Below are 14871 nucleotides of genomic sequence, written 5' to 3' on the forward strand. Positions count from 1 at the left end.
GCAGGGGCACGTCGTGGCCTCTCGACGGTCGGGAGGGGGCGTATGCCGGGTGGCCGGGCACGCGGCATACGCCCGCGGGTGCTCAGCGACCGGAAGTGCTCGAAGCGCGGGGTGCTCAGCGTCCGGTCGCGGCGATGTAGGCGCCGCCGTTGCTCAGCGGGTTGAGCAGCACGACGGGCGCCAGGCACCGGGTGGGCAGGCTGACACGGGTCTCGATCCGTGCGTCACCCGCGCTGCTGAACGGCACGGGCGCCGTCATCATCACGTCCCTGCCGTTGCAGACGACCGTGGCCGAGAGGGTGGCCAAGGGGTTGTCGCCCCGCGTCGGGATGATGAGGCCCTCGACCTCGACCTGCAGCAGGCCGTCGGCACGCAGCCGGGCCGTGCCCTCGGAGATGACCCACGGGGCGCCGCCGCGGACGAGACCGAAGAGCGGTGGGTCGCTCAGCTGGCTGCCCTGCAGGGGCGCGCGGAGGATGTCGCTGCGCGGCACACCGCCGCTGTCGGCCGACGCGCTCGAGGTGGCGGCGAGGGCGGAGACGCCGATGACGGCGCCCGCGAGGAAGGCTGCGGTTCGGGAGATCACGTGCATGGTGCTCGCTCCTGGGTGCTGGTGGGGGACCGCTGGTGCCGGAGAGGCCGTGGTCGACACGGACGAGGCCTCTCCCGCGAAGACGACGGCGGACCCTCCCTGGGTTCAGTGCAGACGGGCCTCACGAAGGGTGGAGCGACGACACAGGTCTGCTCGTTACCGTGGTCGCCATGACGACCCGCCCGACCAGCCGGCCCACCGGGTCCTCCGGGCCCACCGGGTCTGCTCGGGAGTCGGCGCCGGTGGCGAAGCCCGGGTCGGGGGACACCGCGGGTTTCTGGCGTCGCCTGTCCGGTCCGGTCGTCGCCGTGCTGCTCGCGGCCGGGCTCGTGCTCGTCACGCTGAGCGTCGTCTCGGGCGGGATGGCCGTCCGCCTCGACGACCGCGTGCTGGCCCTGACACCGGGGCGCGGCAACGGACCGGTGCTGCTCGACCTGCTGACCTTCGGCATCGTGCAGCTCGCGACGCCCGTCCTCTCGGTCGCCGTCGTCGGCGCGGTCACCATGGCGGTCTGCCTGCGCACGGGTCGGTGGACGCCGCTGCTCCTCGCCGGGCCGGCGATCGCGGTGATGTCGACCACGGTGCTCCTCGGCAAGAGCGTCATCACCCGCACGGCTCCCGACGTGCCCGGCATGCTCGGCGGAGACGGGTCCTTCCCCTCGGGCCACACGGCGACGGCGCTCGTCTGCGCGGGAGTCGCCGCCGAGCTCGTGTCGCGGCTGCGTCCGCCGCGACGGGCGATGGCGTGGGCGGCTGCCGTGGTGTGGACCGTGCTCGTCGTCTCGTCCCTGCTGTGGCTGCACTTCCACTGGCTCAGCGACGTCGTCGCGTCGCTCCTGCTCGGGTCCCTCGTGCTGTGGCTGCTGCTCCGGTGGCCCCTGCGCCTCGGACGGGCCGTGGGCGCGCAGTGGCTGCACGAGGGGCGCCCGAGCGCCCGTTAGGGTTGAGCTCATGTGTGGAATCGCGGCCTACTGCGGGTTCGAGGCCGACGAGGCCCTGCTCGACCGAATGCTGGCGACGCACCCGGGTGCGGGTGGTCCGGCGACGGCACGTGACGGCGACGCCGGTCTCGCGGTGCGCGAGGGCCGGCCGCAGCAGGCTCGCGCGGCCTCCGACGACGGTGGCGACGGCGGCGACACCCCGGCCGACGGGGCGGGGGTGGCGAGGCTCGCCGTGGCGCCCGGTGGCCGGTTCACGCTGGCCCTCGACGGTGAGCTCTACAACCGCGCCGAGCTGCGCGCCGACCTCGAGACCCTCGGTCACGACTTCGGCGTCGGCAGTGACGCCGAGGTCGTGCTCGCCGCCTTCACCGAGTGGGGCACCGACGGCCTGGACCGGCTCGACGGCGCCTTCGCCATCGTCGTCTGGGACCGTGACACCCGGCGCCTGACGCTGGCTCGGGACCCGTTCGGGGTGCGCCCCCTCTACCTCGCGCGCAGCGGCGACGGCTGGCTCGTCGGCAGCGAGATCCGGGGCATCCTCGACAGCGGCCGGCACGAGCGCCGTCCCGACGACCGCACCATCTACCGCTACCTGCGCTTCCGCGTCCACGACGACGGCCCGGCCACGTTCTTCGCCGGCATCGAGAGGGTCGGCGCGGGCGAGGTCGTCACCCTCGGCGCGGACCTGCCGGACGGCATCGAGCGTCACCCGTACTCCCGGCTGCAGGACGAGCTCACGGCGCTCGCCCGCACGCCCCGGCCGTACACACCCGCAGCCGCCGCCGAGTTCCGTGAGCTGCTGACGGCGGCCGTGCGCCGCCGGTCGACCGCGTCCGGTCGCGTCGGCACCGCGCTGTCCGGTGGGCTCGACTCGGCCGCCATCGCCGCCCTCCTCGACGTCGTCGAGCAGGAGCCGGGCCGGTCGAGCGCCGACGGCGCGCAGGACACCTGGTCGGCCGTCTACCCCGGGTCGCACAACGACGAGACCGCGCACGTCGACGCGGTCGTGGCCGCCCTCGGTGGACGGGTGAAGCAGCACCGCGTCGAGCCGACCCCGTCGGAGTTCAAGCAGGACCTGCGCGACCTCGTGCGCACCCAGGAGGAGCCGCTCGTGTCGACCGGCGCCTACACGCAGTACCGCGTCCTGCGCGAGGCGGCCGAGCGTGACGCGGTGGTCCTCGACGGCCACGGCGGCGACGAGACGCTCGCCGGGTTCGGGCCGCACCACCTCATCCACCTGCGCGAGCTGCGCAGCCGCAACGCCATGGGTGCCGTCACCGAGCTGGGCCACTCCCTCGACGTGCTCTACCGGCGGGGGAAGCCCCTCATCGGCGACCGCCTCCACGGGCGCAAGGACGTCTCGGTGACCTCGTTGCTCGCCGCGGACTTCGTGCGTGAGCACGCCTCGGAGTCCTACGACGTCGAGACGGCCGACCTGCGCGCCCGCCTCGTCGAGAACGTCTTCGCCGGCTCGCTGCCCGCCCGCCTGCGCTACTCGGACAAGAACGCCCGCCGCTTCGGGGTCGCCGTGCGCATGCCGTTCGTCGACCGCGACCTCGTGCGCTTCGTCTTCGGCCTGAGTGACGACGCCCTCGTCAAGGACGGCGTCGGCAAGCGGGTCCTGCGCGACGCGATGCGCGGCCTGCTGCCCGACTCGGTCGTGGACCGCCGCGACAAGGTCGGGGCGACCACGCCGCAGAGCGAGTGGTTCATGCGCCTCAAGAACCACATCTACGGCGAGTTCCTCTCCGAGTCCTTCGCCGGGCGTCGCTACTTCGACCAGACCGCGGTCCTCAACATGTTCGAGGGCTGGATCAAGGGCACGAGCTCGATCGACTCGATGACGGTCTGGCGCATGCTCAACCTCGAGCTCTGGCTCCAGGAGTTCTTCGACGAGCGCGCGCCCGAGGACCCCGACCACGTCGAGCCGGTCAAGACCGACTACGAGCCCAACGCGCGCAAGCAGCTCGACCTCGTGACCGCCGACGGGACGGCCGTGCGCCGCTACCCGCTGCGCACCGACCTCTACGCCCGCGAGGACGACCTCGAGGCCAAGACGCTCGGCTACATCGACCGCTTCTTCGCCGGGCTGCCCGAAGCCGGCCCCGAGCACGCCACTGCCACGGCGGGTCGCTGGTACTTCTTCATCTCCGAGAAGATCGTCGCCATCACCCAGGGCCGCTCCTACTTCATCTGGGACATCAAGGTCGGCCGGCCCGCGCGGCTGCTGAGCCGCTACGTCACGCGCACCCCGGCCGGCATCGGCCTCGGTTCGCCGTTCACGATGCAGCTGGCCATCGAGGAGGCCGGCCTGCCCCGCGTGCTCTTCGCCTCGGCCGGCGGCGCCGTCGGCAAGGTGCTCGGCAGGCGCGGCCTCTTCTACGACCTCGTCGGTGGCGACATCCGTGCCATCGACGGGCCCACGGAGTACTCCGTCTACCCGGCCAACGTGTCGGCGAAGCTCGGTCCCAAGGACCCCGACGAGGTCGCCGCGCGACTGTCGGCCGCCATCCGCGCCCGGGTCCCCGAGGCCTACCGCGACACCTTCGGTGGCACCGTCGTCATGGACGCCAACGACATCGGCCGCAACGTGCTCGGCAAGGACGCTCCGGGCAGCAAGGAGCGCTACGAGCTGATGTTCGCGGACAACCCGCTCGGTCAGGGGTCGGAGCAGACCCCGATGGCCGTCGTCTTCGAGACGCCCTCTGCCTGAAGGCTTTTCGCGTATGCCGTGTGGCCGCCGTCGCTCACGGGTGACGGTGACGCCGTGACACGGTGAGAAGGTGACACGCTGAGAAGCTGACCGGCGGCGTGGGTCGCGCGGCCGTGCGTCTCAGCCCGAGACGAGCGAGTCGCGCACCTGCTTGCGCAGCACCTTGCCGATCTGCGAGCGCGGCAGCTCGTCGACGACGAAGACGCGTCGGGGCACCTTGTAGGCCGCGAGGTCGCCGCGGCACCGCGCCTGCACGGCCTCGATGTCGACCTCGGCACCGGTCTCGGTCGTGACGACGGCGACGACCTCCTCGCTCCCGTCGGCTTTGGGCAGGCCCACGACCGCGGCGTCGGTGACGCCCGGGACGGTCCGCACGACGGCCTCGACCTCCGACGGCATGACGTTGAAGCCGCCGGTGATGATGACCTCCTTGATGCGGTCGACGACCGAGACGAACCCGTCGGGGTCGACGACGACGATGTCGCCGGTGCGGAACCACCCGCCGTCGAGCAGGGCGGCCGCCGTCTCCTCGGGGCGGCCCCAGTAGCCACCGAAGACCTGCGGGCCTCGCACGAGCAGCTCGCCGCGCTCCCCGACGGGCCGGTCCCGGGTGGGGTCCTCGGGGTCGACGACGCGGATGTCGGTGCTCGGGAAGGGGACGCCGACGGCGCCGGGTCGCCGCTCCCTCCCGATCGGGTTGCCGATCGCGACGGGGGAGGTCTCGGTGAGGCCGTAGCCCTCGACGAGCAGGCCGCCGGTCACCTGCTCCCACAGCTCGAGGGTCTCGCGCGGCAGCGCCATCGCACCTGAGATCGCGAATCGCGTTGCCGTCAGGTCGACCCCGCGATCACGCGCCGCGGTGGCGAGGCGCTGGTAGATGGGTGGGACGGCAGGCAGGAACGTCGGCGGGTGCTTCTCCGCGGCGGTGAGGACGAGGTCGACGTCGAACGTCGGGAAGAGCACGAGCCGTGCCCCCATGCTCATGGCGAAGGTCAGGCACAGGGTCAGGCCGTAGGCGTGGAACATCGGCAGCACGGCGTAGACGACCTCCTGCCCGGGTCGCATGCCGGGCACCCAGGCGCGCCCCTGGGCCGCGTTGGCCACGAGGTTGGAGTGGCTGAGCATCGCGCCCTTGGGTCGGCCGGTCGTGCCGCTCGTGTACTGGATCGCCGCGAGGTCGTCGACCCCCGGGCCCGGCACGGCAGGGTCGAGCCGGCCGTGCGCCAGCAGGTCCGACCACGGGGTGGTGCCGGTCGAGGGGGCGGTCAGCCGCGACCGGAGCTCACGCGCCCGACGCACGGGCAGCCGCAGGGCCAGCCGCTTGGTCCAGGGCATGGAGGCGGTCAGGTCGACCGCGACGACGTGCTCGACCCCGGGAAGGGCCGCCACCGTGCCGGCCACCTTGTCCCACACGACGGCGACCCTCGCCCCGTGGTCCTCGAACTGGTGGGCCATCTCCGTCGCGGTGTAGAGCGGGTTGTGCTCGACGACGACGGCACCGAGCCGCAGCACGGCGTAGAAGGCGACGATGTGGTCGGGACAGTTCGGCAGCACGAGGGCGACACGGTCGCTCGCGCGGACGCCGAGGCGACGCAGCCCCTCCGCAGCCAGCCCGACCCGGCGCCCCAGCTCGGTGTAGGTCACCTCGGCGCCGAAGAACTCGAGAGCCGGTCGCGGTCCGTACGAGGCGACGGCCCGGTCCAACAGGTCGACGAGCGACTCACGGGGCAGGGCGATCTCGGCAGGCACCCCCTCGGCGTAGTGGGCCACCCACGTGCGCTCCAGTCCCGCCGTCATCCGAGCCTCCGTCGCCGCTCCCGTGCTGCCGCGCCGCGCGGCACGGCCAGTATGGCGCTGGGGAGGGTAGCCATGTGCCGGGCGGCCCCGACCGAGGCCGCGCTGCCACCGTGGTCGACGGCGAGCGTGGCCGCGTGCCGGCCGGCTCCGACCGAGACGGCGCCACCATCGTGGTCGGCGGGGCGCGACCTGACCACACGGCATACGCCGTCGGTGGGGTCAGCCGTGCGCACGGTGCCGACCGGTGCGGCGGGCCGGCGGGGGCCCGGCCGGGACGAGCGCGAAGGCGCCCTCCTCCTCCTGGCTGTTGTGCAGCCGGCACACGGCGTAGAGGCCGTAGAGCAGCCGGCGCAGCTCGGTCACGTCCTCCGGAGCGACATGGTCGGCGTCGATGCCGTCGAGCAGCCGACGCAGCCGCGAGACCTGGTGCTCGATCTCGGCGTGGGTGCGACGCATGGTCGCGGTCGCCGCGCCTCCCAGAGCCCTGGCCACGAGCGGCATCAGCTCGTCCTCGTCCTCGCGCTCGTGGGGGATCAGCTCGCCCTCGAGGCGGTCGAGGAGGTCGTGCACCGGCCCGAGCCGGCAGTCCCGGGTGCGCAGGCCGTCGGCGACGGTGCGGATCTGCTCGACGGCGCCGATGGCCGCGTCATGGCCGCTGCGGAGACGGTGGGCGGTGGCGACGTCCTCGGCCGACATGGGCACGGTGTGCAGGCGTGTCGGCAGCAGGGCCCGCAGCGCGATCCCGATGGCGAGCACGTCGATGCCCTCCTGCAGCACGGCGCCGGCCGCGGGCGGGAGCAGCCCCGCCGCCGCGGCGACCATGGCGACGAGCGACAGGCCCATGCCGACGAGCACGGCCTCGAGCGCGATCCGGCGCGACCGGCGGGCGATGAGGATGGCGTCCGCGATGGCGTCGACCCGGTCGACGGTGAGCACGACGTCGGCGGCCTCCGACGAGGCCGTCGCCCCACGCGCCGCGAGGGCGACGCCCACCCCCGCCGCCGCGAGGGCGGGGGCGTCGTTGACGCCGTCGCCGACCATGATCGTGCGCGCTGCAGCCGACTCGTCACGGATCGCCGCCAGCTTGTCGGCGGGGTCGCGGTCGGCCAGCACCGCGTCGACGCCGACGATGCGCCCCACCGTCTCGGCGATGTCCGCCCGGTCGCCCGTCACGAGCACCGTGCGACGGATGCCGACCTCGCGCAGGGCCGACAGCATCCGGGGCGCGTCGGGGCGCACCGGGTCCTCGAGGAGGAACGCGCCCGCAGGACGGCCGTCGACGGCGACGAAGACGGTGAGACACCCGTCGAGCGCGGCCCGCCGGCGCACCTGCCGGAGCCAGGCCGGGTCGTCGTCGCCCACGATCCAGCGCGCCTTGCCCAGCCGGACCACGACGCCGCCGACCACGCCCTCGAGCCCGTAGCCGTGCACCTCGTGGACGTCGGTCGGCAGCTCGAGGTCCAGGGCCCGACCGCGGGCGGCCCCGACGAGCGCGCTGGCCAGCGGGTGGGGCGAGACCTGGTCGAGGGAGGCCGCGAGACGCAGGACCTCCTGCGCCGCTGGGGCGTCGGGCGCGGTGACCACCGAGGCGAGCTCCGGCCGTCCATGGGTGAGCGTGCCGGTCTTGTCGAAGAGCACGACCTCACCGGCGGCCAGCGCCTCGAGGGCCGCCCCGCCCTTGACCACGACGCCGATGCGCGACGCCCGCGACAGGCCCGACATGATCGCGACCGGCGCGGCCAGCAGCAGCGGGCACGGGGTCGCGACGACGAGCACCGCGACGGCGCGGACCGGGGACGCGGCCAGGGCCCACGCGAGCCCGGCGAGCACGAGGGTCAGCGGCACGAAGAGCACGGCGAAACGGTCGGCCGTGCGCACGAACGGAGCCGACGTCGCCTGGGCCTGCTCGACGAGCCGGACCACGTTGGCGTAGGTCGACTCCGACGCCGACGAGGTGGCCACGACGTCGACCGGCGGACCGGCGTTGACGACGCCGCTGCGGACGTCGTCCCCGTTGGGGCGCTCCACGGGCATCGGCTCACCGGTGAGCGCCGACTCGTCGAACGTGCCCGTGGCGAGCAACCGGCCGTCGACGGGGACGACCTCACCCGTGCCGACGACGAGCACGTCACCGGGGTGGACGTCCTCGACGGGTATGCCCTCGATCCGGTCCCCGTCGCGCCGCCGGGCCGTGCGCGGGGTGCGCTCGACGAGCAGCCTCAGCTCCCGGTCGGCGCGTGCGGCGGCCCGGGCCTCGAGGAGGCGTCCGCTCGCCAGCATCAGCGTCACCATTGCGCCGGCGAACTCCTCACCGACCCAGAGCGCCCCCGCGAGAGCGAGCACGGCAATGACGTCGACGGTGGCGCGGCGCTCGGCGACCGACCGGATCGTCCACAGCAGCGAGAGGGCCAGGCCGAGCACGGTGGCGGCGACCCACAGCGTCCGCGACAGGGCGTCCTCGCCCGCGACGGCGGCGATCCCGCCGCCGGCCAGCAGGAGGGCCGACGCGACGAAGAACACCGCCGGTGAGCGGCCACGCCACCAGGTCACACCTCCATCATCCGCCGCCGCGAACCCGCCGCACGGCATTGGGGACCGGCATCACAACCGCCCCAGCACCCCACCCCACCCAACCGTCGAAAGGCCAAAGTCTGCGGGTCCCCAACCGTCGAAAGGCCAAAGTCTGCGGGTCCCCAACCGTCGAGAGGCCAAAGTCTGCGGGTCCCCACCCGTCGAAAGGCCACGTGTGGCCCACCCCGAAACGTCGAGAGGCCACGACTGGCCCACCCCGAAACGTCGAGAGGCCATGACTGGCCCGCGCGAGCCTCCCCTGTTGGGCCGTCGCCGACGTCAGGCGAGCCCGTCGAAGACGTCGCGGAGGACCGGAGAGCCCGGTGGCAGCGAGCGGTCGACGAACCACTCGCGCCCGAAGACGAGGTCGTAGAGGGGCCGCGGGATGCGCAGGAAGGCGGCGAGGGTGCGGTCGGCGCCCCCGTCGGCGGTGGCCTGCGAGACGTGGGCCCGCATCGAGGCCCGCTTCGCGCGGATGTGCCGGCGCACGCTGATGCGGTGCGTGATCTCGCTGCGGGCCGAGAACGCGCGGTCGAAGCTCGACCGGTCGAACTCGGGCGGGAACCGGTAGACCTTGGCGGCGAGGTCGATGGCGCGGCAGATCGTGTCGCGGGGGACCGTGGCCTCGAGGACCTTCGGCGTGCTGGCGAGCTCGGCAGCGCGGGTGCCGACCCGGTGCACCTGCTGGTGGTCGGGGTGGCCGTAGCCGCCGTTGGGCTCGTAGTGCAGGAGCACGTCGACGTGCTCCTCGCGCAGGATCGCGGCCAGGCGCTGGGCAGCCTCCTCGACGTCGGCGCGCACGAAGCGGGTGGTGCCCGGCGGGTCGGGTGCCACCTCGGGGCCGAGGCCGCTGTCGGCGTAGCCGAGGTGCTCGACGCGAGCCACGCCGAGCGCCTCGGCGCTCCGGCGAAGCTCGTCCATCCGGGTCGCGGCGAGAGCGCCGTCGCCGGTGAACTCGCTGGCGGCGAGCCCGAGCTCGCCGTCGGTCGCGACGACGACGACGACCCGGTGCCCCTCCGCGGCGGCGCGCGCCATGGTGCCCGACGTCAGCAGGGCCTCGTCGTCGGGGTGCGCGTGGAAGGCGAGCAGGGTGTGGGGCACAGTCACCCATCTTGTCCCATGGCACAGTGTCTCCCGTGAAGGTGGCGCTGCTCTCGGACTGTTACCTGCCCCGGCTGGGCGGGATCGAGGTCCAGACGCACGACCTCGCCCAGCACCTGCAGGCGGCCGGCCACGAGGTCGAGGTCTTCACGGCCACGCGTGGCGCCGCGGGGGAGATGCACGGTGAGGTGACCGTCGTCGACGGCGTGCCCGTGCACCGGCTCGCGGCACGGATGCCGTGGGAGCTGCCGGTCAACCCCTTCGCCCCGGCGGAGCTGCGCCGGCGCCTCGTGGCCGGCCGCTTCGACGTGGCGCACGTCCAGACGGGTGTGGTCTCGCCGTTCGCGTGGGACAGCACCCGCGTCACCGTGGGCCTCGGACTGCCGACGGCCATGACGTGGCACTGCATGCTCGCCGGCGTGACACCCGTGTTCCGGGCGGCGCACTTCGTCCGTCGGTGGGCGTCGCGCGGTGTGGCCATGTCGGCCGTGTCCGACGTCGCAGCCGAGCCCCTGCGACGTCTCGTCGGGCAGGCCTCCTCGGTGGGGGTGCTCCCCAACGGCATCGACGTGGCTCGCTGGGCGGTGGGCCCGGTCGAGCGCCGGCCCGGGCCGCTGCGCCTCGTGACGGCGATGCGCCTCGCAGCCCGCAAACGTCCCGCAGCGCTCGTGGAGCTCGTGGCCGAGGCGGAGCAGGCCGCCGGTGTCGGGTCCGTCTCGCTGACGGTGCTGGGGGAGGGGCCCGACCGGCGCAAGGTCGAGGCCCTCGTGCGGGAACGAGGTCTCGGCTGGGTGTCCCTCCCGGGCCGGGTGCCGCGTGACGAGCTGCGCGAGCTGTATGCCGCCGCCGACGTCTACCTGTCACCGGCACGTCTGGAGTCGTTCGGGATCGCAGCCCTCGAGGCTCGGACCGTTGGGCTCCCGGTGATCGGTCGATCCGGTTCCGGCGTGGGAGAGTTCGTGTCCGACGGTGTGAACGGCCTTGTCGTGTCGAGTGACTCGCAGATGTCGTCGGCAATCGCACGGCTGGCCAAGGCGCCTGAGGACGTCGAACGGATGCGCGCCTGGAACGTCGCCAAACCGCCGGAGCAGGAGTGGTCGCACGTCGCAGCCCTTGCCGTGGCAGAGTACGAACGCGCTCTGGGGCTGGTGCGCCGATGAGGTCGCGATGAGGACGAACGTGCCCGGCGGCCTGGTCATGGTCGCCCTGGACGCCGGGGGCCGGCGGCTGGTGGAGTCGCCACTGTGCCACGGCGAGCACCCTGACGCCGTCCTCGGTGCCGCGGGGTGGCTCATCGAGTCACCGCTCTTCGCGAGCATGCGTGACGACGGGTCGCTCGAGGTCGGCTACCGCGTGCGCGAGCTCGACGGCATACGACCTGCCGTCGCGCCCGTCCCGAGGGACGACGGCGTCGGGGAGGACGAGGTGGGCGAGCCGTTCCAGCGGGTCGCGGCCTATGCGGTCGTGACGAGTGGACGCGGTGTGCTCCTGACGCAGTTCAGCTCTCGGACCCACGTGCCCGGCGACTGGGGCCTGCCCGGCGGCGGGCTCGACGACGGCGAGTCGCCGGTCGAGGGCGTGCACCGCGAGGTGTGGGAGGAGACGGGCCAGCGCATCGAGCTCGGTGACCTGCTCACCGTGCAGTCGCAGCACTGGGTGGGACGCGCGCCCTCCGGAGTGCTGGAGGACTTCCACGCCGTCCGGATCGTCTACGGCGCAACGTGTCCCGAGCCGACCGAGGTCGTCATCCACGATGTCGGTGGCACGACCTCCGACGCGCGGTGGGTGCCGGTCGAGCAGGTGCGGGACTACCGGCTCGGCTCGTCGTGGCGACACCTGGCCGCGCTCCACGCGCTCGTGCCGCCGTCGCAGTCCTGAGGCGGGGTCGGGGTCGAGGGCCGGGACGGAGCACGTACGACGCTCCGTAGGATGTCGGCCATGGACCTCGTCTACAACCTCATCGTCGCCCTCCACCTGCTCGGCATGGCCGCGGTCGTCGGAGGCTGGATCGCCGTGCGCAGCGGTCGCACCGTCATCGCGCCGATCGTGTGGGGAGCGCGGGCCCAGATCGTCACCGGCCTGGCGCTCGTCGGCGTCGCCTCGGCGATCAACGACCCCGAGCACACGGTCAACCACACGAAGATCGCGGTCAAGCTCGTCATCGCGCTCGTCGTGGTCGCGGCAGCGGAGATGGGTGCGGCTCGCGGCCGTAAGGGCAAGGACACCGGCAGCCTGCTCGATGTCGCTGGTGGCGCCGCGGTGGTCAACGTCCTCGTCGCCGCCGTCTGGTGACGTCCGACAGAGGCGAAGGCTACTGAGATGCGTTGGAACGCAGGCGTTCTCGCCGGTCTGCTCATCGGTCTCGTGTGGCTCGTCCTGGGTCTCGCGCTCGTCGTGGTCGGACGCCGTCGGCGGCGGGTGTCGCGTGAGGACGGCGCCGGCAACATGGCCGTCATCGGCATTTTCCTGCTCGTCGTCGGCGGACTCACCTGGTTCGCGACGCTGCTGCTCGCCGTCGTCCCCGGCTAGGGCGCGCCGACCACGACCGTCTCGTCCGCCGGCGCGCCCCGGATCGACCGAGGGCGTATGCCTGGTGCCTCAGGAGCGCTCGTAAGCCAGCTCTCCGCCGACCCAGGTCTGGAGCACGACCGCGTCACGGATGTCGGCAGGTGAGGACTGCTCGAGCGCCCACAGGTCGCGGTCGACCGCCACGAGGTCGGCCAGCTGACCGGGCTGGAGTCGACCCACGTCGGTGCGCCCCACGGACTCGTGCGCAGCGACCGTGAAGGCGTGGACGGCCTCGGTGAGCGTGACCTTCTCCTCCGGACGCCAGCCGCCGAGGGGCTGGCCGTCGGCCCGCTGCCTCGTCACCGCAGCGTGCAGGCCGTAGAAGGGGTTGGGGTCCTCGACGGGCGCGTCCGAGCCGAAGGCCACGCGCACGCCGGCGTCGAGGAAGCTGCGCCAGGCGTAGGAGGCGAGCCGGCGCGGGCCGATGATCTCGTCGGCGAGCTCGAGGTCGGCGGTGCAGTGGCTCGGTTGCATCGAGGCGACGACCTCGAGGGCCCGGAAGCGGGGGATGTCGACCGGGAGCACGTGCTGGGCGTGCTCGATGCGCAGCAGCGTGTCCAGGCCGTCGGCGCGCACGGCCTCGAAGGTGCCGAGCACGAGCCGGTTGGCCTCGTCGCCGATGGCGTGCGTGACGACGTCGAGGCCGTTGCGGGCCGCGAGCAGGGTGCGCTCGAGCAGCACCTCGTAGGGCATGGCCGCGATGCCGCAGCCCTCGTGGCCGATGAACGGCTCGGTCATGTGGGCCGTGTGCGACCCGAGGGCGCCGTCGCTGAAGAACTTGACCGGACCGACGCGGAAGACCTCGTCGCCCTGGCCGGAGCGGCGTCCTTCGGAGATCGCCAGCTCGAGGTCGGGGTCCCGGGTGCACTTGGTGACGCGCAGGCGCAGCGCCCCTTCGGCGTGCAGCTCCACGTAGGCCGCCCGCGCGTCCTCGCCGTCGATGTCGGTGATGCTCGTCAGCCCGACGGAGAGCAGCCAGTCCTGGCAGCGCTCGAGCCACGGCCGCAGCGGCGACTCGTCGCGCGGGATCACGTCGAGCAGCTCCTGGGCCGACTCGCGCAGGATGCCGGTCGGCTCGCCGGACGCGTCGCGGACGATCTCGCCGCCGACCGGGTCGGGGGTGTCCCGGGTGATGCCGGCCCGTTGCAGCGCCAGCGAGTTCGCCCAGATCGTGTGCCCGTCGACGCTGGACAGCGCAGCCACGCGGTCGCCGGAGACCGCGTCGAGGGAGTGGCGGTCGGGCTGCACGGGCACGGCCCAGCGGTTGTGGTTCCACCGCCCGCTGTGCAGCCACTCGTCGTCGGGCAGCCCCTGGGCGTGGGCCCGGACCAGCTCGAGCGCCTCCTCGAGCGACCGCGCCTCGCGCAGGTCGACCGACGACATGTCGCGCGAGAGCCACTCGGTGTGGATGTGGGCGTCGTGGAGGCCGGGCATCACGACGGCGCCCGGAAGGTCGACGGACTCCGCGTCGTCGCCGGCCGAGATCGCCTCGGCGCCGACCGCGACGATACGACCGTCCTCGACGAGAAGGGCGTCGGTCCAGGGGGCTCCTGCGTGGCCGGCGTCTCCGGTCCAGATGCGGTCGTGCCGGAAGAGGGTGCGCCTCATGCGGTGGGCACCAGGATGAGCTTGCCCGTGGTGCGACGCCCCTCCAGCGCCTCGTAGGCGGCGGCCGCCTCGGTGAGGGGGTAGCGTCCGCCGACCTCGATCTTGAGCGAGCCGTCGGCGACGGCGCCGAGCACCTCGCCGGCCCGCCACTCGTACTCCTCGCGCTCGGCGACGTAGTGCGCGAGGGTCGGACGGGTCAGGAAGAGCGACCCGCTGCTGTTGAGCCGCTGGATGTCGAAGGGCGGCACCTGGCCGCTCGCCCCGCCGAAGAGGACCATCATGCCGCGCGGCCGCAGCGAGGCGAGCGAGGCGTCGAACGTCGACCTGCCGACGCCGTCGTAGGCCACGTCGACCCCGCGCCCGGCGGCTGCCCGCACGGCGCCGGCCAGGTCGTCGACCGCCCCGTAGTTGATGAGGTGCTGGGCGCCGAGCGCCTTGGCGATCTCGAGCTTCTCGTCCGATCCGGCCGTCGCGACGACGGTGCCGCCGCGGGCCGTGACCATCTGGACGAGCAGCTGTCCGACCCCGCCGGCCGCGGCGTGCACGAGCGCCACGTCACCCGGCTTGACGGCATACGTGCTCGTGACGAGGTAGTGGGCGGTGAGGCCCTGCAGCATGGCTGCGGCGGCTACCTCGAGGTCGACGCCGTCGGGGACGGGGACGACGAGCCGGGCGGGCTTGTTGACCACGGTGGACTCGCTGCCGGACGACTGGCACCACGCGACGCGGTCGCCGACGGCGACGTCGCTGACCCCTGGGCCGACGGCCGTTACGGTGCCGGCTCCCTCCTCGCCGAGGACGAAGGGCGTCGGCACGGGATAGACGCCCTGACGCTTGTAGACGTCGATGAAGTTGACGCCGGCGGCAGCCACCTCCACCTGGACCTCGCCCTCGGCGGGGTCGGGGAGGTCGTGGTCGCGGACCTGCAGGACGCTGCGGTCGCCGGGCTCGGAGACGAAGACGCTGGTCGCTCGGATCAT

The 14871-nt window shown here is 73.4% G+C and carries 12 protein-coding genes; 6 read left to right on the forward strand and 6 right to left on the reverse strand.

Annotation, left to right across the window (positions count from 1 at the left end; genetic code table 11):
• Positions 1-115: 115 nt before the first annotated feature.
• The gene (locus ABD297_RS19045) at positions 116-592 is read right to left on the reverse strand and encodes a hypothetical protein (RefSeq protein WP_344256672.1); all 477 of its coding nucleotides are present in this window, start codon (positions 590-592) and stop codon (positions 116-118) included.
• Positions 593-762: 170 nt separating this feature from the next.
• On the opposite strand from ABD297_RS19045, the gene ABD297_RS19050 reads away from it, so the two are divergent.
• Positions 763-1533 (forward strand): phosphatase PAP2 family protein, encoded by a 771-nt coding sequence (locus ABD297_RS19050; protein ID WP_344256673.1) that lies wholly within the window; start codon positions 763-765, stop codon positions 1531-1533.
• Between the two features lie 10 nt (positions 1534-1543).
• The gene (gene asnB / locus ABD297_RS19055) at positions 1544-4246 is read left to right on the forward strand and encodes an asparagine synthase (glutamine-hydrolyzing) (RefSeq protein ID WP_344256674.1); all 2703 of its coding nucleotides are present in this window, start codon (positions 1544-1546) and stop codon (positions 4244-4246) included.
• Between the two features lie 120 nt (positions 4247-4366).
• On the opposite strand, the gene ABD297_RS19060 is transcribed toward asnB, so the two are convergent.
• From ABD297_RS19060 to ABD297_RS19070, 3 genes are all read right to left on the reverse strand, one after another.
• Positions 4367-6043: a long-chain-fatty-acid--CoA ligase gene (locus ABD297_RS19060; protein ID WP_344256675.1), complete on the reverse strand. Its 1677-nt coding sequence runs from the start codon at positions 6041-6043 to the stop codon at positions 4367-4369.
• Positions 6044-6262: 219 nt separating this feature from the next.
• Complete coding sequence (locus ABD297_RS19065; protein WP_344256677.1) at positions 6263-8593, reverse strand: heavy metal translocating P-type ATPase; 2331 nt, start codon at positions 8591-8593, stop codon at positions 6263-6265.
• A gap of 300 nt (positions 8594-8893) precedes the next feature.
• Positions 8894-9715, reverse strand: a complete 822-nt coding sequence (locus tag ABD297_RS19070; protein ID WP_344256699.1) for a PIG-L deacetylase family protein — start codon at positions 9713-9715, stop codon at positions 8894-8896.
• A 35-nt stretch (positions 9716-9750) separates the two neighbouring features.
• On the opposite strand from ABD297_RS19070, the gene ABD297_RS19075 reads away from it, so the two are divergent.
• The 4 genes from ABD297_RS19075 to ABD297_RS19090 are packed head-to-tail and all read left to right on the forward strand — an operon-like array spanning position 9751 to position 12244.
• Positions 9751-10875 (forward strand): glycosyltransferase, encoded by a 1125-nt coding sequence (locus ABD297_RS19075; protein ID WP_344256678.1) that lies wholly within the window; start codon positions 9751-9753, stop codon positions 10873-10875.
• Between the two features lie 7 nt (positions 10876-10882).
• Positions 10883-11593 (forward strand): NUDIX hydrolase, encoded by a 711-nt coding sequence (locus tag ABD297_RS19080; RefSeq protein WP_344256679.1) that lies wholly within the window; start codon positions 10883-10885, stop codon positions 11591-11593.
• Positions 11594-11653: 60 nt separating this feature from the next.
• Positions 11654-12007: a hypothetical protein gene (locus ABD297_RS19085; RefSeq protein ID WP_344256681.1), complete on the forward strand. Its 354-nt coding sequence runs from the start codon at positions 11654-11656 to the stop codon at positions 12005-12007.
• Between the two features lie 27 nt (positions 12008-12034).
• Positions 12035-12244, forward strand: a complete 210-nt coding sequence (locus tag ABD297_RS19090; protein WP_344256682.1) for a hypothetical protein — start codon at positions 12035-12037, stop codon at positions 12242-12244.
• A 69-nt stretch (positions 12245-12313) separates the two neighbouring features.
• Here the strand turns inward: ABD297_RS19090 and ABD297_RS19095 are convergent, their stop codons facing one another.
• On the reverse strand, positions 12314-13891 hold the full coding sequence (locus ABD297_RS19095; RefSeq protein ID WP_344256683.1) for an amidohydrolase: 1578 nt from the start codon (positions 13889-13891) through the stop codon (positions 12314-12316).
• Entirely contained in the window at positions 13888-14871 is a 984-nt protein-coding gene (locus ABD297_RS19100; protein ID WP_344256684.1) for a quinone oxidoreductase family protein, read from the reverse strand. Before ABD297_RS19100 ends, ABD297_RS19095 begins: the two co-directional genes overlap by 4 nt.

Origin of the sequence: Terrabacter carboxydivorans (assembly GCF_039532035.1) — a bacterium.
Classification (GTDB): domain Bacteria; phylum Actinomycetota; class Actinomycetes; order Actinomycetales; family Dermatophilaceae; genus Terrabacter; species Terrabacter carboxydivorans.